General features: G+C 59.9%; 16 protein-coding genes. 11 read left to right on the top strand and 5 right to left on the bottom strand.

Features of this window, described 5'->3' with window-relative positions; translation table 11 throughout:
- Positions 1–94 precede the first annotated feature (94 nt).
- Both lptF and lptG read left to right on the top strand, forming a co-directional pair.
- Positions 95–1207 carry an LPS export ABC transporter permease LptF gene (lptF, locus tag HNP49_RS18100; protein WP_184685644.1) on the top strand — a complete coding sequence of 371 codons (1113 nt, stop codon included), beginning with the start codon at positions 95–97 and terminating at the stop codon, positions 1205–1207.
- Complete coding sequence (lptG, locus tag HNP49_RS18105; protein ID WP_184685646.1) at positions 1200–2267, top strand: LPS export ABC transporter permease LptG; 1068 nt, start codon at positions 1200–1202, stop codon at positions 2265–2267. Before lptF ends, lptG begins: the two co-directional genes overlap by 8 nt.
- 277 nt (positions 2268–2544) lie before the next feature.
- Here lptG and HNP49_RS18110 read toward each other — a convergent pair whose 3' ends face one another.
- From HNP49_RS18110 to HNP49_RS18125, 4 genes are all read right to left on the bottom strand, one after another.
- The gene (locus HNP49_RS18110; RefSeq protein WP_184685648.1) at positions 2545–3342 is read right to left on the bottom strand and encodes a Crp/Fnr family transcriptional regulator; all 798 of its coding nucleotides are present in this window, start codon (positions 3340–3342) and stop codon (positions 2545–2547) included.
- A gap of 98 nt (positions 3343–3440) precedes the next feature.
- Positions 3441–3710 (bottom strand): TfoX/Sxy family protein, encoded by a 270-nt coding sequence (locus HNP49_RS18115; RefSeq protein WP_184685650.1) that lies wholly within the window; start codon positions 3708–3710, stop codon positions 3441–3443.
- A 72-nt stretch (positions 3711–3782) separates the two neighbouring features.
- Positions 3783–4130 (bottom strand): pentapeptide repeat-containing protein, encoded by a 348-nt coding sequence (locus HNP49_RS18120; RefSeq protein ID WP_184685652.1) that lies wholly within the window; start codon positions 4128–4130, stop codon positions 3783–3785.
- 57 nt (positions 4131–4187) lie between these two features.
- On the bottom strand, positions 4188–5744 hold the full coding sequence (locus tag HNP49_RS18125) for a bifunctional aminoglycoside phosphotransferase/ATP-binding protein (protein WP_184685654.1): 1557 nt from the start codon (positions 5742–5744) through the stop codon (positions 4188–4190).
- A gap of 115 nt (positions 5745–5859) precedes the next feature.
- Here HNP49_RS18125 and mrcB point away from each other — a divergent pair, with 115 nt between their 5' ends.
- The 3 genes from mrcB to HNP49_RS18140 are packed head-to-tail and all read left to right on the top strand — an operon-like array spanning position 5860 to position 9222.
- Complete coding sequence (mrcB, locus tag HNP49_RS18130; RefSeq protein ID WP_184685656.1) at positions 5860–8184, top strand: penicillin-binding protein 1B; 2325 nt, start codon at positions 5860–5862, stop codon at positions 8182–8184.
- 16 nt (positions 8185–8200) lie between these two features.
- The gene (locus tag HNP49_RS18135; RefSeq protein ID WP_184685659.1) at positions 8201–8893 is read left to right on the top strand and encodes a M48 family metallopeptidase; all 693 of its coding nucleotides are present in this window, start codon (positions 8201–8203) and stop codon (positions 8891–8893) included.
- A complete protein-coding gene (locus tag HNP49_RS18140; RefSeq protein ID WP_184685661.1) occupies positions 8893–9222 on the top strand; it encodes a YqcC family protein in 330 nt (109 codons plus the stop codon). The genes HNP49_RS18135 and HNP49_RS18140 overlap by 1 nt, the downstream gene beginning before the upstream one ends.
- Before the next feature lie 6 nt (positions 9223–9228).
- On the opposite strand, the gene HNP49_RS18145 is transcribed toward HNP49_RS18140, so the two are convergent.
- Positions 9229–9657, bottom strand: a complete 429-nt coding sequence (locus tag HNP49_RS18145; protein ID WP_184685663.1) for a DUF4124 domain-containing protein — start codon at positions 9655–9657, stop codon at positions 9229–9231.
- Positions 9658–10054: 397 nt separating this feature from the next.
- Between HNP49_RS18145 and HNP49_RS18150 the strand changes: the two genes are divergently transcribed.
- From HNP49_RS18150 to HNP49_RS18175, 6 genes are all read left to right on the top strand, one after another.
- Complete coding sequence (locus tag HNP49_RS18150) at positions 10055–11785, top strand: acetolactate synthase 3 large subunit (protein WP_184685665.1); 1731 nt, start codon at positions 10055–10057, stop codon at positions 11783–11785.
- Positions 11785–12276: an acetolactate synthase small subunit gene (gene ilvN, locus HNP49_RS18155; protein ID WP_095940636.1), complete on the top strand. Its 492-nt coding sequence runs from the start codon at positions 11785–11787 to the stop codon at positions 12274–12276. The genes HNP49_RS18150 and ilvN overlap by 1 nt, the downstream gene beginning before the upstream one ends.
- Before the next feature lie 52 nt (positions 12277–12328).
- The gene (ilvC, locus tag HNP49_RS18160; RefSeq protein WP_184685669.1) at positions 12329–13345 is read left to right on the top strand and encodes a ketol-acid reductoisomerase; all 1017 of its coding nucleotides are present in this window, start codon (positions 12329–12331) and stop codon (positions 13343–13345) included.
- A gap of 142 nt (positions 13346–13487) precedes the next feature.
- Positions 13488–14300, top strand: a complete 813-nt coding sequence (gene pssA / locus HNP49_RS18165) for a CDP-diacylglycerol--serine O-phosphatidyltransferase (RefSeq protein WP_095940637.1) — start codon at positions 13488–13490, stop codon at positions 14298–14300.
- A gap of 56 nt (positions 14301–14356) precedes the next feature.
- A complete protein-coding gene (gene msrP / locus HNP49_RS18170) occupies positions 14357–15352 on the top strand; it encodes a protein-methionine-sulfoxide reductase catalytic subunit MsrP (protein ID WP_184685667.1) in 996 nt (331 codons plus the stop codon).
- Positions 15352–15942 carry a sulfite oxidase heme-binding subunit YedZ gene (locus HNP49_RS18175; protein ID WP_409372565.1) on the top strand — a complete coding sequence of 197 codons (591 nt, stop codon included), beginning with the start codon at positions 15352–15354 and terminating at the stop codon, positions 15940–15942. Before msrP ends, HNP49_RS18175 begins: the two co-directional genes overlap by 1 nt.
- Positions 15943–16092 lie beyond the last annotated feature (150 nt).

A 16092-nucleotide genomic window follows, 5' to 3' on the forward strand; every position in this document is an offset into this window, starting at 1 on the left:
GCATTTTTTCAGGCGCGAATTGTCTGACTGGCCGGCCGCATGGCGGCTAGTTTGAGCGCAGCCCATTGGGCCTGACAACCCTGGAGTGTCCGGTTTGATCGTCTTCCGTTACCTGTCCCGTGAAGTGTTGCTGACCCTCAGCGCGGTGAGTGCCGTGCTGCTGGTGATCATCATGAGTGGGCGTTTCATCAAGTACCTGGCGCAGGCTGCTCAGGGGTTGCTCGATCCGGGCGTACTGCTGCTGATTATCAGCTTCCGGATACCCGGCTTTCTTCAGCTGATTCTGCCGCTGGGGCTGTTCCTCGGTATTCTGCTGGCTTACGGGCGCCTCTATCTGGAATCGGAGATGACCGTGCTGTCGGCAACCGGCATGAGTCCGCAGCGGCTGTTTGCCTACAGCCTTGCGCCGGCCCTGCTGGTGGCGGCGCTGACTGCCTGGCTGAGCCTGTCTCTGGCGCCGGCGGGCGTGACCAAGGTGGCTGAGATCCTCAAGCAGCAGGACAGCATGACCGAGTTCGATACGCTGGTGGCGGGTCGCTTCCAGTCGATCAAGGGCGGCAACCGGGTGACCTACACCGAGAAACTCTCGGAGGATCGTACCGAACTGTCGGGTGTGTTCATCTCCGAGAAGCGTCTGGGCAAGGCCGGCGAAGACCGCGGCATTGCTGTTTTGGTGGCCGAGAGCGGGCGACAGCAGATTCAGCCAGATGGCAGCCGCTACCTGATCCTCAACAATGGTTTCCGTTACGACGGCAGCCCAGGTCAGGCCGACTACCGCGCCATTCGCTATGACACCTATGGCGTGCTGCTGCCCAAGCCGAGTGTCGATGGCGAAATCAGCGAGCGCGAGGCGATTCCTACCCGCGAGCTTCTGGCGAGTGACAACCCCAGGCACCAGGCCGAATTGCAGTGGCGTCTGTCCATTCCGCTGCTGGTCTTTGTCGTGACCTTGCTGGCGGTGCCGCTGTCGCGGGTCAATCCCCGCCAGGGCCGCTTCCTCAAGCTGCTGCCGGCCATTCTTCTGTATATGAGCTACCTGGCCCTGCTCATCGCCGCACGCGGCAAGCTGGACAAGGGTGAATTCGTCTACGGCCTGTGGCTGGTGCATGGCCTGTTCGTGCTGGTGGGTGTGCTGCTGCTCTATTGGGAAAATCTGCGCTTGTTCTGGGCGGCACGGCGTGCGCGTGTGGAGGTGGCCCATGGTTAAGCTGGATCGCTACATCGGTACCAGCGTGTTCTTCAGCATCCTGGCGGTGCTGGGGATTATCGTCAGCCTGGCGCTGCTGTTTGCCTTTATCGACGAGCTGGGCGACGTCGAGGGCGGCTACGGTGTGCTCGACGCCCTGTGGTACGTGCTGCTGACTGCCCCGCGCCGGCTCTATGAAATGCTGCCGATGGCGGCGCTGATCGGTTGTCTGGTCGGGCTGGGCACGCTGGCCAGCCACAGCGAGCTGACGGTGATGCGTGCTGCCGGGGTGTCCGTTGGCCGGATCGTCTGGGCCGTGATGAAGCCGATGCTGGTGCTGATGCTGGCGGGCATTCTGATTGGCGAATATATCGCTCCCTGGAGCGAGAACCTGGCCCAGGGCAGTCGTTCGCTGGCCCAGGGCGGCGGTGATGCGCAGAGCGCCAAACGCGGTCTGTGGCATCGCCAGGGCGACGAATTTGTGCACATCAACGCGGTACAACCCAATGGCGTTTTGATTGGTGTGACCCGCTATCGCTTCGATGCCGAACGCAATCTGCAGTCCTCCAGCTTTGCCCGTCGCGCATTGTTCCAGGGCGATTACTGGCTGCTGGAAGATGTGGCGACGACCCGCTTCCATCTGGCGGAAAAACGTACCGAGGTGATCAAGGCGCCGACCGAGCAGTGGCAGGTAGAGCTCTCGCCACAGGTGCTGGGCACCGTGGTGATGGAGCCGGAAGCCCTTTCGATCACCGGCCTATGGAATTACGCGCGCTACCTGGGCGAGCAGGGGCTGGCCAATGCCCGTTACTGGCTGGCGTTCTGGACCAAGGTGCTGCAGCCGGTGGTGACCGCTGCGCTGGTGCTGATGGCGATTTCCTTCATCTTCGGTCCGCTGCGCTCGGTGACGCTGGGGCAGCGCGTATTCAGCGGCGTGCTGGTGGGCTTTGTGTTCCGCATTGCCCAGGACCTGCTGGGTCCTTCCAGTCTGGTATTTGGCTTCTCGCCGCTGCTGGCGGTGCTGGTGCCGGCCGGTATCTGTGCTCTCGCTGGTTTGTGGATGCTGCGCCGCGCCGGCTGATCCTGTTGCTTTGAAGAGGCCGCCCGGCGCATGCCGTGCGGCTTTTTTCATGGGCAAAAAAAGACCCGGCAAGAGCCGGGTCAATAACCGTGATTAGCCTGATGAGGAGATAACCTGAAGAGTCCACTGCCTGGTCTCCCAGCTTATCGGCTGGTCTCGCGATCAGCTGGCTTAAATAATATCAATTATCATTTGCATGTCAAGCTGGTGATCGACACATTTGTTCTGTGCAGAAAAAACCCGCCGGATGGCGGGCTTTATTCGTGGCGTGTGGTATTCAGTCGGAGGCTTTCAATCGCAACTGAGTGACCTCTTTGTTCAGCAGGTCGATGCGCCTGGCCATGCTCTCGATCAGGCTGTGGGAGATCCGCGGGTTGCTTTGCATCAGGCTGAGGAACTGGTCCTTGGGAATCACCATCACGGTGCAGGCTTCGCTGGCGATGACCGTGGCACTGCGCTTCTCGCGGGTGAAGACGGCCATGGCACCGAAAATCTCGTCCTTCTGCACATCGCCGACCTTGTGGCCGTCGACAAAGGCTTCGGCGTGACCTTCGATGATGATGAACACGTGGTCGGCGTCGTCACCCTGGTGGATCAGTTCTTCGCCGGCGGTAAAATGCTGGAAGCCGGTGGCCGGACGGATTTCCGGCTGCTTGAGGCGGGCTAGGGCGTCAGACAGCAGGGCGGTCTGGCCGATCAGGTACTGGATGAACTGTTCCTGGCGCGCTTCGCTGCTGTAGATGTGCTGGAACACGGCGCTGCGCGAGTAGGGAATCAGGGTCAGTGGTTCATCGCTGCTGTAGTTGCAGGAGGGCAGGTCGATGCCCTGGCGCAGGCCCAGCAGGTCGCCTTCCTGCAGATAGAACAGCGGACGGCCTTCTACGTGGGCATGCAACAGGCCGTCGGCGATGATGAACAGCTGATTGGCCGGCAGTTGCGCGTTGAGATCATCCACGCTGTCGAGGAGCAGCGGCTCGCCGGCAGGCTGCAGGCCTTCCAGCAACTGGCCGGGAATGCTCTGCAAGCGCGAAATCAGCTGGTCGGCGTAGGCCGGTTGTTCCCCGAGTAGATACATGGTGCGTTCCTTGAGCGGGCTTAATGCGGATCGTCCAAACGAATACACAATAGGATGCAGGACGTTCGCGGTAAATCCCACCCCGTTGGTCTTGTGAGCTAGCTCTTGTTGTGTGGGTTACTCTGCAGCTGGTTGTTCAGTACGGCCTTGTGCTGCGGAGGCAGCTCATTCCAGTGGATATCCAGCAAAGCACCTTCGATGGCATACAGCAGGACTTTGGAGGCGCGAAAGCCGCGCGCCTTGACGGCACGGTAGGCATCCACCGAGCCCATGCGGCGCAGATCCGATTCACTGTGAATGCCCACGGCATGCAGCCATTGCGAAGAGGTCTTGCCCAGGTTCTTCAGTTGCAGCAGTTCGTCGTTCATCCGGCCTCCGTGCGTGCTGATGCGCCAAGCTTTGATGCAGTGTAGCGGGGCTGGGGGCTTTTGCCGGTGTCGTCAGGGCTGGCGGCGGTAGCGCATGCGGGTGCCGAACTGCATGGACATCAGTACTTCACTGGCTTCCAGTTCAACCGGGAAGTAGGCGCCTGAAATCTGCGCATGAGCGATGCTCGCCCCTTCAAGGTTGGCTTCACGGAAGTCAATGCCACGCAGGTCGGCGCCGCGAAAGTAGGCATTCTTCAGGTCCAGGCGGCTGGCATCCAGGCCGCGCAGATCCAGGCCGCGAAAGTCTCCGCCTGCGAGGTCGATCATGCCGCTGGCAGGTTTTTGCTGATTGAAGGTGCTGGTCTGTTCGCCGCGCAGAAGCTTGTACAGCGGCGAGCCGAGTTGTTGCGGCTGGGTCATGAAGCTACTCCCGATGAGGTCTCATCGGGAGTATAGGCAACAGCTGGGAGGGCTGCCTCAGCGGGCCGGCAGATGCTGGCGCAGGCGTTGGATCAGGCTGTCAACGCTGGCAGGCTGGTCGGTGGCAATGCTCAGGGCGCAGGCTTTTTCTTCGCTTTGCAGAGTTTCCCGGTTGGCCTTCTGCTCTGTGATGACCTCCAGGGTCGCATCCGAAGGATCGCCGCCGGCCTGCTGGCGTTGCGCCAGCCACTGGCTGATGATCGCGTCGGGGGCCTGGCAGTCGAGAATCAGGAAGGGCGCGCCAGCCTGTTCTGCGACGGCGGCCGCGGCCTGACGCTGGCTGTGCTTGAGGTAGGTCGCATCGATGACGACGGCAAAGCCCGCATGCAGTGCAGCACTGGCCAGTTGGTGCAGGTGCTGGTAGGTGGCAATGCTGGCTTCGCTGCTGTAGATGCCGTCGTTGAGTGCTTGCGCATTTGCTGGCTGACCGAGCAGGCGCTTGCGTTCGATATCCGAGCGCAGACGGATGGCGCCCAGTTCGTCTACCAGGCGTTGGGCAACATGGCTCTTGCCTACCGCGGATACCCCGCAGGTGATGGCGAGGAAAGGCGAGGGGATGGCGCAGTAGCTTTCCGCCAGGTTGGCGTAGTTGCGGTACTGGCTTAGCGTTGCCTGGCGCCCGTCCTCATCACTCTGGTGGGCCAGACTGAACAGGGCGATCTTGGCGCGAACCACGGCGCGGTAAGCCTTGTAGAAATTGAGCAGCTCCAGGCCGGCATAGTCGCCAGTATGCTCTAGGTACTGGCTGATCAGGCGGCTGGATAGTGAGCGCAGGCCGCGGTCTTCGAGGTCCATGGCGAGGAAGGCAATGTCTGCATAAACGTCGGTGAAGCGAAACGGCTCGTTGAACTCGATGCAATCGAACAGCACAACCTGGCCGTCGAGCAGGGTGGCGTTGCCCAGGTGGATGTCTCCGTGGCATTCGCGGATGAACCCTTCAGGTTTACGTGCGGCCAGCAGCGATTGCAGGCGTTCGAAGGTGCTCTCTGCCCAAGCTTCCAGCGCCAGCAGCTGTGGCAGGTCGCTGCTGTCGGGCAGCATGGCGCGAATCTGCTCGAAGTTCTGCCGCACCGGCGCCATGACGGCGTCGGGGCTGCCGAGTTCGTGCTCAACCGGTACGCGCGGAGCGCGGGCATGGAAATTAGCGATCTGAGCGGCGAGCTGGTCGATGTGTAGGGTGGTCAGCTCACCACGTGCCTGTACGGCGCTGAGCAGTTGGCTCTGTGGGAACTGGCGCATTTTTAGGGCGTATTCGATTGGTGCGTCACTGCCATTGAAAGAGGGCTGTTCGGCGTTGCCATAAATAGGCAGCACTTCCAGATACAGGCCTTCGGTCAGGCGCTGGTTGAGCAGCAGCTCCTGGCGGCAGAAATGCTCGCGCGCAGACAGGCTGCTGAAGTCGAGAAAGCCGAAGTTGACCGGTTTCTTGATCTTGTAGGCATAAGGGCCGGTGAGGATGACCCAGGAAATATGGGTTTCGATGACCTGAAACGACTCCACGGGGTGCGGGTAGAGACTGGAGTTCTGCAGGGCGTTGATCAGGGCTTGGCTCACGATGGATCCTTGTGCGGCGGGCATGCGGGACGCGCATTATGGCTGCTGTGCGGCACTCTGCAAACCGCCGGAGGGCGCCTGTTGGTTGTGGATAAAGTACGTATAATCGCCGCCCATGACTCGATCTCGCTCCCCTCGTTCTTCTCGCTCCCGCAATCAGGTGCGACCGCCTGCGCGTCCTTGGCTGGGCTTGTTGCTCAAACTGAGCCTGGTCGGCCTGGTCGTGCTGGCAGGTTTTGCTGTGTACCTGGATGCCGTGGTGCAGGAGAAATTCTCCGGAAAACGCTGGACGGTGCCAGCCAAGGTTTATGCGCGGCCGCTGGAGCTGTTCGTCGGACAGAAACTTACGCGCGAGGACTTCCTGTCCGAGCTGACAGCCCTGGGCTATCGCCGCGAAAGTGTTGGCAATGGCCCCGGTGCGGTTTCGGTTAACGGCAATACGGTGGAGTTGCATAGCCGTGGCTTCCAGTTTTATGAAGGGCTGGAGCCGGCGCAGCGGATCCGGGTGCGTTTCTCCGGCAGCTATGTCGCCGGCTTGAGCCAGGCCAATGGTGCGGCACTGGCGGTGGCCCGTCTTGAACCGATGCTGATCGGCGGTCTGTATCCCGCACATCATGAAGACCGTGTGCTGATCAAGCTTGATCAGGTGCCGCCCTACTTGGTGGAAACCCTGGTGGCGGTCGAGGATCGTGAGTTCTGGAATCATCACGGTGTTTCGCTCAAGTCGATTGCCCGTGCGGTTTGGGTCAATGCTTCGGCAGGTCAGCTGCGTCAGGGCGGAAGCACCCTGACCCAGCAGCTGGTAAAGAATTTCTACCTGACCGGTGAGCGCAGCCTGCAGCGCAAGTTGACCGAGGCCATGATGGCCGTGCTGCTGGAGCTGCACTACGACAAACAGGCCATTCTGGAGGCGTACCTGAATGAGGTGTTCCTCGGGCAGGATGGTCAGCGTGCGGTGCATGGCTTCGGTCTGGCCAGTCAGTACTTTTTCAGTCAGCCGCTGTCCGAGCTGAAGCTGCATCAGGTGGCGCTGCTGGTGGGCATGGTCAAGGGACCGACCTACTACAATCCGCGCCGCAATCCCGAGCGCGCGCTGGCGCGCCGCAATCTCGTGATCGATCTGCTGGTTGAACAGGGCGTTGTGACTGTGGAGCAGGCGGTACAGGCCAAGGCGCAGCCGCTGGCCATTACCCAGCGCGGCAGTCTGGCTGACAGCTCTTTCCCGGCGTTCCTTGATCTGGTCAAGCGCCAGCTACGTCAGGATTACCGTGAGGAAGACCTGACCGAAGAGGGGCTGCGCATTTTCACCAGCTTCGATCCGATTCTGCAGGTCAAGGCCGAGGCAGCGCTGAGTGAGACCTTCAAGCGTCTTGGCGGGCGCAAGGGCGTGGAGCAGGTCGAGGCGGCCATGCTGGTCAGCAACCCGGAAACTGGCGAAGTGCAGGCGATGATTGGTAGCCGGCAGCCACGCTTTGCCGGTTTCAACCGGGTGCTGGATGCGGTGCGGCCAATTGGTTCGCTGATCAAACCAGCGGTTTACCTGACGGCTCTCGAGCGCCCCAGTCAGTACACCTTGACCAGTTGGCTGGCCGATCAGCCCTTCTCGGTAAAAGGTCAGGATGGCCAGGTTTGGCGTCCGCAGAATTATGACCGCCAGGCCCATGGCAATATTTTCCTGTATCAGGGGCTGGCCAATTCCTACAACCTCTCCACCGCTAAGCTCGGGCTTGAGCTGGGGGTGCCCAGCGTACTCAAGACGCTGGAGCGCCTGGGCGTGTCTCGTGAGTGGCCGGCTTACCCTTCGATGCTGCTCGGTGCGGGCTCGCTGAGCCCCATGGAAGTGGCGGGCATGTATCAGACCCTGGCCAATGGCGGCTTCAATACGCCGCTACGGGCCATTCGCAGCGTGCTGGCGGCCGAGGGTGAGCCACTCGGGCGTTATCCGTTCCAGATTCAGCAGCGCTTTGATCCAGGTGCGATCTACCTCACTCAGGCTGCCATGCAGCGCGTTATGCGCGAAGGCACGGGGCGTTCGGTGTATTCCCGGCTGCCTGCCAATCTCAACCTGGCCGGCAAGACCGGCACCAGTAACGACTCGCGCGATAGCTGGTTTGCCGGCTTCAGTCAGGATTTGCTGGCGGTGGTCTGGCTGGGGCGCGATGACAATGGTAAGACGCCACTGACCGGTGCAACCGGAGCGCTGCAGGTGTGGACCGGGTTCATGGCCAAGGCCGACCCGCTGCCGCTGGATATGCCCATGCCGGATAACGTGGTACAGGCCTGGATTGATCCGCGCACGGGGCTGGGTTCCGATCCTGGCTGCCCGGGGGCGGTGCAGATGCCTTATATTCGCGGTAGCGAGCCCGCACCAGGCAATCCGTGCGGTATCGCGGCACCGGCTGGTGCGGTGATGGATTGGGTCAAGGGTTGGCTGGAATGACTAGAGGAGTAGGTGTGTGAACAAGCTGTACGTGCCTTTGCTGGCTGCTTCGTTGACCTTGGCAGGTTGCGCCACGCCGCAGCGTGGCTCGGTGCCTGTGGTGGATGCCGGTGCTCCCTTGTCTGCCGGCGGTAGTGCCGTGCGTGAGCCGCAGCCCTCCTCTGTGCAATCGTTGCCTCAGGACTCCGGGGTTGTGGTGATGGTGCCGCAGGGCGGCACGCCTGCGCCGATTCAGGCCGGTGCTGCGCCTTTGGGTGCGCCGGCCATTACGCCTGGGCCCATTACTGCCGATCCTACGCTGGCTGGTAGTTGGGGCGCGGCTGCTGGAGCTTCGGCACCCAGTGGCATTCCGTCGACGGCTGGCGGCCTGGCGGCCGATGAGCAGTTGGACGGCCCCGTGCTGGCACTGCTGACCACGGCCCAGCAGCAGCAGTCGGGTGGCGATCTCAATGGTGCTTCGGTCAGTCTGGAGCGCGCTCAGCGCATTGCGCCGCGCGAGCCGCAGGTACTCTATCGCCTGGCCGAGGTGCGACTGGCGCAGGGTGATCCCGCCCAAGCCGAACAGCTGGCTCGGCGTGGCCTGACCTATGCCAATGGGCGGCCGGCGCTACAGGCCAGTCTGTGGGAGCTGATTGCCCAGGCGCGCGACAAGCAGGGTGATCCGGCTGGCGCCGCGCAGGCTCGGCAGCGGGCTCAGGTCAGCTCCTGATGGATGCGCGCATTCCGCTGATTGCCGATCAGTTGCTGCTCATCGAGCGGCAATTGCGTCAGTTGGGTCTGTGGACTCAGCAGGCGCCCAGCGCCGAGGCGCTGGCCAGTCAGCAGCCTTTCTGCGTCGACAGTCTGGCGTTCGAGGAGTGGCTGCAGTGGATCTTTCTGCCGCGGCTGAAAAGCCTGCTGGAGGCGAATGCGCCCTTGCCCGCTGCATCCGGTATTGCGCCGATGGCAGAGCAGGTCTTCGTTGGTCGGGCCCTTGAGGTCAAGGGCCTGATCGCGGCGCTGGAGGAGTTTGATCGGCTGATCGGGTTGGGCTGCTAAGCGGTATTACTGGCAGTTTTCCGCGATGGCTTTTTTGGCTTCGGCAATGCGTTTCTGACGTTCGTCCTCGCCAAGGCGGCGAGCTTCGCCGTTCACTTCTTCGCGCAGGCGCGGGTTGTTTTCCAGCTGGGCCAGGTTGGTGCGCATTTTCTCGCAGTACTGCTTGCGCTCGGCTTCCTTGGCGGCAACTTCCTTTTTCACTTTCTCGTCGATGGCCTGTTGTTCTTCATCCACGCCGACCTGTGGCAGTTTTGCCGGGGCGGCTGTGGGTGCTGGCGCAATCGTGGTGTTGACGCTGGTTGCCTGCTGGCCTTCTGGCGGCTGGGCGCCAAAGTGGGTCACACCTTGGGCATCCACCCATTTGTAGACCTGGGCGGCCATGACGGGCGTGCTCATGAGCACGATGAGGGCGCTGGCAATCAGTGAGCGACGCATGTGGAGTCCTTGTGGGTGAGATGCTTACGCCTGCAACTATAACCAAAACAGCACAAACTTCATCCTGCGTTGTGTCACAGCGCTGTATCGAATAAAAAACGCTTCCGGCTTGACTTGGGTGTTACGTTTCTCAACAATCCACGATTCGCCAAGTCGTTCCAGGTTACCGCCTGTCGCGCACGGCACCCAAGGTGCACACCCGCGCCGCCCTGCTTACACCCTGTAACGCGTTACCTCGCGCTGGGTGGGATGGTCCCGCAACAATGGGGATGCTCCCAATACTGGTCAGTCAGCCACAGCTGTCACGGTGATCACATTCACCCATGTGCTGTCAGGCCGGTTAACCAACTCAGCCGTCCTCGCGTGGGCGGCTCCCAAGCGTTAAAGAGGTGATTACGTGGAGCTTTTATCTGGCGCTGAAATGGTCGTCCGCTCGTTGCGTGACGAGGGCGTTAAGTACATCTACGGGTACCCGGGCGGTGCCCTCCTGCATATTTACGATGCCCTGTTCAAAGAGCCGGAAGTGACTCATGTCCTGGTTCGTCACGAACAGGCCGCCACGCATATGGCTGATGGCTATGCCCGTGCTACTGGTAAGGCCGGCGTGGTGCTGGTTACTTCCGGTCCGGGGGCGACCAATGCCATTACCGGTATTGCGACCGCCTACATGGACTCCATCCCCATGGTGGTGTTGTCCGGCCAGGTGCCGAGTCGCATGGTGGGTACTGATGCCTTCCAGGAGACCGACATGGTCGGTATCTCTCGCCCGATCGTGAAGCACAGCTTCATCATCAAGCATCCTTCAGAAATTCCTGAAGTGATGAAGAAGGCGTTCTACATCGCTCAGTCTGGTCGTCCTGGTCCTGTCGTAGTCGACATTCCCAAGGACATGACCAATCCGGCCGAGAAGTTTGAGTACAGCTACCCGAAGAAGGCCAAGCTGCGTTCCTACAATCCGGCGACCCGTGGTCACTCCGGGCAGATCCGCAAGGCCGTGGAAATGCTGCTGGCCGCCAAGCGCCCGATTCTCTACTCCGGCGGCGGCGTCGTCATGGGCAATGCGTCGGCTCAGCTTACTGAGCTGGCCAAGCTGCTCAATCTGCCAGTGACCAATACCCTGATGGGCTTGGGTGCCTTCCCGGGCAGCGATCGCCAGTTCGTCGGCATGCTTGGCATGCACGGCAGCTACACCGCCAACCTGGCCATGCACCACTCCGACGTGATTCTGGCTGTCGGTGCGCGCTTCGATGATCGTGTGATCAACGGCGAAACCGCGGCCAAGTTCTGCCCGAACGCCAAGGTCATTCACATCGACATCGACCCGGCCTCGATCTCCAAGACCGTCAAAGCCGACATCCCGATTGTTGGTCCGGTCGACAGCGTGCTGACCGAGATGGTCGCCATCCTCAAAGAGATGGGGGAGACGCCGAACAAGGACACCGTCGCCAGCTGGTGGAAGCAGATCGACGAGTGGCGTGGTGAGGGTCGGCTGTTCCCGTACAACGAGGGCGATGGCAGCATCATCAAGCCGCAGACCGTGATCGAGACTTTGCTGGAAGTCACCAAGGGTGAAGCTTTCGTCAGCTCCGACGTCGGTCAGCACCAGATGTTCGCGGCGCAGTACTACCGCTTCAACAAACCCAATCGCTGGATCAACTCCGGTGGTCTGGGCACCATGGGCTTCGGTCTGCCGGCGGCCATGGGTGTGAAGCTGAACTTCCCGGATGATGACGTGGCCTGCGTCACCGGCGAGGGAAGTATCCAGATGAACATTCAGGAACTGTCGACCTGCCTTCAGTACGACTTGCCGGTGAAGATCATCAACCTGAACAATGGTGCGTTGGGCATGGTTCGCCAGTGGCAGGACATGCAGTACAACAGCCGTTACTCGCACTCTTACATGGAGTCGCTGCCGGACTTCGTCAAGCTGGCCGAGTCCTATGGTCATGTGGGCATGCGCATCACCGACCTCAAGGATCTCAAGCCGAAGATGGAGGAGGCGTTTGCCCTGAAAAACCGCCTGGTGTTCCTCGATATTGCCGTGGATACCAGCGAGCACGTGTACCCGATGCAGATTCGCGAGGGTGCCATGCGTGACATGTGGCTGAGCAAGACGGAGCGTACCTGATGCGACACATTATCTCCCTGCTGCTGGAAAACGAGCCGGGCGCACTGTCGCGCGTCGTCGGGTTGTTCTCTCAGCGTAACTACAACATCGAAAGCCTCACCGTGGCGCCGACCGAAGACCCGACCCTGTCGCGTCTGACGCTGACCACTGTCGGGCACGATGACGTGATCGAACAGATCACCAAGAACCTCAACAAGCTGATCGAAGTGGTCAAGCTGGTGAACCTGTCGGAAAGTGCCCACATCGAGCGTGAGCTGATGCTGGTAAAGGTCAAGGCAACTGGCGCTCAGCGTGCCGAGATCAAGCGCACCACCGATATCTTCCGCGGTCAGATCGTGGATGTGACCAGCAGCGTCTACACCATTCAGCTGGCAGGTACCAGCGACAAGCTGGACAGTTTCATCCAGGCCATCGGCACCACGTCGATTCTGGAAACCGTACGCAGTGGTGTCACCGGCATTGCCCGTGGCGACAAAGTACTGAGCATCTAACTTTTTTCACAGGCCCTTTACGGGCCAGGTAATCAGGAGAATTTCCATGGGCTTGAATGTTTACTACGACAAGGACTGTGACCTGTCGATCATCCAGGGCAAGAAAGTTGCCATCATCGGTTATGGCTCCCAGGGCCACGCTCATGCGTGCAACCTGAAAGACTCTGGTGTGGACGTTGTGGTTGGTCTGCGTACCAGCTCCGCTACCGTGGCCAAAGCCGAAGCGCATGGCCTGACCGTCAAGCCGGTGAAGGATGCTGTAGCCTGGGCTGATCTGGTCATGATCCTGACCCCGGACGAGTTCCAGGGCAAACTGTACAAGGACGAGATCGAGCCGAATCTGAAAAAAGGCGCGACCCTGGCCTTTGCTCACGGTTTCGCTATCCACTACAACCAGGTTGTACCGCGCGCCGACCTCGACGTGATCATGATCGCGCCGAAGGCTCCGGGCCACACCGTGCGTTCCGAATTCGTTCGTGGCGGTGGTATTCCTGACCTGATCGCTATCTATCAGGACGCTTCCGGCAATGCCAAGAACGTTGCTCTGTCCTACGCCAGCGGCGTGGGCGGTGGTCGTACCGGCATCATCGAAACCACCTTCAAGGACGAGACTGAAACCGACCTGTTCGGTGAGCAGGCTGTTCTGTGCGGTGGCTGCGTTGAACTGGTAAAAGCCGGTTTCGAAACCCTGGTTGAAGCCGGTTATGCACCGGAAATGGCATACTTCGAGTGCCTGCACGAGCTGAAGCTGATCGTTGATCTCATGTTCGAAGGCGGTATCGCCAACATGAACTACTCGATCTCCAACAATGCCGAGTACGGCGAGTACGTGACTGGTCCGGAAGTGATCAACGCCGAATCCCGTCAGGCCATGCGCAACGCCCTGAAGCGTATTCAGGACGGCGAGTATGCCAAGATGTTCATCAGCGAAGGCGCGACCAACTACCCGTCAATGACTGCCTATCGCCGCAACAATGCCGCGCACGGCATCGAAGTGGTTGGCGAGAAGCTGCGCGGCATGATGCCGTGGATCGCTGCCAACAAGATCGTCGACAAGAGCAAGAACTGATCTGCTCGGGTTGATGTGAAAAGACGCGGCTTAGGCCGCGTTTTTTCATTATGTGCAGAGGCTTCTGGTATAAAGCAGGGCGCTGAACCTCGGTCGGGTTTGGTGGTCAATCAGTAATCGTTTTTCAGGCAAGGTACTGCGCATGAGTGATAACGCCAAAGAAACCGGTCAGTCTGCCGAGGCGGAAAGCCTGTTGCCCATCGATGAGCATGTCGAAGAAGTGCATGACGAGCAGGGGCGCAAGGTTCGTCATCGTGGCATCTACCTGTTGCCCAACCTCTTTACCACGGCGGCTCTGTTCTCGGGCTTCTACGCCATCATCAACGGCATGAGCGGGCATTTCGAGAATGCCGCGATTGCCATCTTCGTGGCTATGGTGCTCGATGGTCTCGATGGGCGAGTGGCTCGTCTTACCAATACGCAAAGTGCATTTGGCGCCGAGTATGACTCGCTGTCGGATATGGTGGCCTTTGGTGTGGCTCCGGCGCTGGTGGCGTTCGAGTGGGCGTTGGGCAGCCTGGGTAAGGTCGGCTGGATGGTGGCCTTCATCTATGTCGCGGGTGCTGCACTGCGCCTCGCTCGCTTCAATACCATGGTCGGTAAAGCGGATAAGCGCTATTTCATTGGCTTGGCCAGTCCTGCGGCTGCGGCTTTGGTGGCAGGTACGGTTTGGGCCTTTAGCGATTTCGGTATCAAGGGCTCCAACATGGCTTTCCTGGTTGCCCTTCTGGTGGCTGGCGCGGGAATGCTGATGGTCAGCAATATCAAGTACAACAGCTTCAAGGATCTTGATCTGAAAGGCCGGGTGCCGTTCTTCGCCATTCTCATTGTGGTGCTGGTCTTTGCTGTGGTCTTCTCCGATCCGCCCCGCATCCTGCTGCTGATCTTCCTCGCCTACGCTGCATCAGGCCCTGTGATGCATTTGCGTCGCCGTAAGCAGGCTCCTGCTGTGTAATCTTTCGGCACTTGCGCGGTCTATGGTTGCAATGACCATGGACTGCGGGTGCCGGTATGTTGATCAAGATTGTTAAAGCCTCTGACTGCAAAGAGTCGGAGGTCTGCAGTGAATCCCTCTATCTATCACGGCGCCGCTTTCTGAGTGCCAGCCTGGCGGTTACTGGTAGTTCCCTGCTTCCTTCAGTGGCGTCTGCTCAGTCTTCGAGTGCCGATGTGCTGCCGTCGTGGCTACAGCATCGGCAACGTGCATCTTATTCTGGTGCTGCTCTTGCCCCGAATGACTCGGTCGCTCCTTACGCTGCGGCCACCGTATATAACAACTTTTACGAGTTCGGTCCGGACAAGGACGATCCCGCTCGCCATGCTGCAAGTCTGACGGTCGAGCCTTGGACTGTTCTTGTGGATGGTGAGGTTGAGCGCCCCGGGCGCTACGACTTGGCATCCTTATTCCACGAGGCCGCGCTTGAAGAGCGTATCTATCGCCTGCGCTGTGTTGAGGCGTGGTCGATGGTGATTCCTTGGTTGGGCTTCCCGCTGGCGAGTCTGGTCCAGCATCTCCGGCCGAATAGCCATGCGAAATTCATTCGTTTTGAAACGCTGGTGCGCGCAGAGGAAATGCCGGGTGTCCGTTCGCCCTTTGCATTGATCGACTGGCCCTATGTAGAGGGGCTGCGGATGGATGAGGCGATGCATCCGCTGAGCTTCATGGCGGTGGGTATGTATGGTGGTGCTATCGCAAAGCAAAACGGTGCTCCGTTGCGGCTGGTTGTGCCCTGGAAGTATGGGTTCAAGAGCATCAAGTCGATTGTCAGGATCAGTTTCACGCGTGAGCAGCCGCGCACGACATGGCAGGCTCTGGCTCCGGATGAGTATGGGTTCTTTGCCAATGTGAATCCTGATGTGGACCACCCGCGCTGGAGTCAAGCGACAGAGCGGCGCTTGCCTGGCGGGTTATTTGAGCGGGGAGTGCGAGACACGCTCATGTTCAATGGCTATGGCGAGGAAGTGGCAGGCTTGTATGCAGGTATGGATTTGCGGGTGAATTACTGATGCTTGGCTGGCGTATTAGTGTTTTTGCGCTCTCTGCTTTGCCGTTAGCCTGGGTAGTGAGTCAGGCTGTGCTGAATAAGCTTGGCGTTGATCCAGTGAAGGAGTTGCTTGATTTCCTCGGGCACAGTGCGTTGACGCTCTTACTGGTCACGCTTTGCATGACTCCATTGCGGCTTATCCATGGTTGGCGTGGCTGGCAGCTTGTGCGGCGTCAGCTGGGGTTGTGGTCATTCACCTATGCATGTCTGCATATGCTGGTGTTTGCCGGGCTGATGATCGAGTGGAATGCCGTGCGTTTATGCGTTGAGCTAGAGCGCAGGCCTTATGTGTTGATCGGGAGTCTGGCTTTGGCCGGATTGCTGCTGCTGGCTATCACATCCAACCGCTACAGCATGCGGCGCCTGGGTGTTCGCTGGAAATCGCTGCACCGGCTGGTTTATCCGGTTTTGATATTGGTGCTGCTGCATTACCTGTGGGTGGTGCGTTCAGACATTGCTTTCTGGCTCTTCTATGCGTTTGCGGGCAGCGCATTGCTGCTTTTCCGCCTGCCGATGCTGCAAAAACGTGTTTTATTCGCTTTTCGGGGTTGACGTTGAAATCTGCTGCCCTATAATGCGCCCCACTTTCAGCGCTTCTGCAAAGAAAGCCTTCCAAAACAATAAGTTATGTTCTGGTAGGTGCTGAGGGTAGGGGCTTGGTTATACGGCTCCGCGCTTTTGAAGCGGGTTTTCAAAAGTGGT

This window comes from Pseudomonas fluvialis (assembly GCF_014207935.1).
Classification (GTDB): domain Bacteria; phylum Pseudomonadota; class Gammaproteobacteria; order Pseudomonadales; family Pseudomonadaceae; genus Aquipseudomonas; species Aquipseudomonas fluvialis_A.

Bases quoted from the DNA above. Each gene is read 5' to 3' on its own strand.
- lptG (WP_184685646.1), top strand. From the start codon at position 1,200: ATGGTTAAGCTGGATCGCTACATCGGTACCAGCGTGTTCTTCAGCATC.
- HNP49_RS18110 (WP_184685648.1), bottom strand. From the start codon at position 3,342: ATGTATCTACTCGGGGAACAACCGGCCTACGCCGACCAGCTGATTTCG.
- HNP49_RS18115 (WP_184685650.1), bottom strand. From the start codon at position 3,710: ATGAACGACGAACTGCTGCAACTGAAGAACCTGGGCAAGACCTCTTCG.
- HNP49_RS18120 (WP_184685652.1), bottom strand. From the start codon at position 4,130: ATGACCCAGCCGCAACAACTCGGCTCGCCGCTGTACAAGCTTCTGCGC.
- mrcB (WP_184685656.1), top strand. From the start codon at position 5,860: ATGACTCGATCTCGCTCCCCTCGTTCTTCTCGCTCCCGCAATCAGGTG.
- HNP49_RS18140 (WP_184685661.1), top strand. From the start codon at position 8,893: ATGGATGCGCGCATTCCGCTGATTGCCGATCAGTTGCTGCTCATCGAG.
- HNP49_RS18145 (WP_184685663.1), bottom strand. From the start codon at position 9,657: ATGCGTCGCTCACTGATTGCCAGCGCCCTCATCGTGCTCATGAGCACG.
- ilvN (WP_095940636.1), top strand. From the start codon at position 11,785: ATGCGACACATTATCTCCCTGCTGCTGGAAAACGAGCCGGGCGCACTG.
- pssA (WP_095940637.1), top strand. From the start codon at position 13,488: ATGAGTGATAACGCCAAAGAAACCGGTCAGTCTGCCGAGGCGGAAAGC.
- msrP (WP_184685667.1), top strand. From the start codon at position 14,357: ATGTTGATCAAGATTGTTAAAGCCTCTGACTGCAAAGAGTCGGAGGTC.
- HNP49_RS18175 (WP_409372565.1), top strand. From the start codon at position 15,352: ATGCTTGGCTGGCGTATTAGTGTTTTTGCGCTCTCTGCTTTGCCGTTA.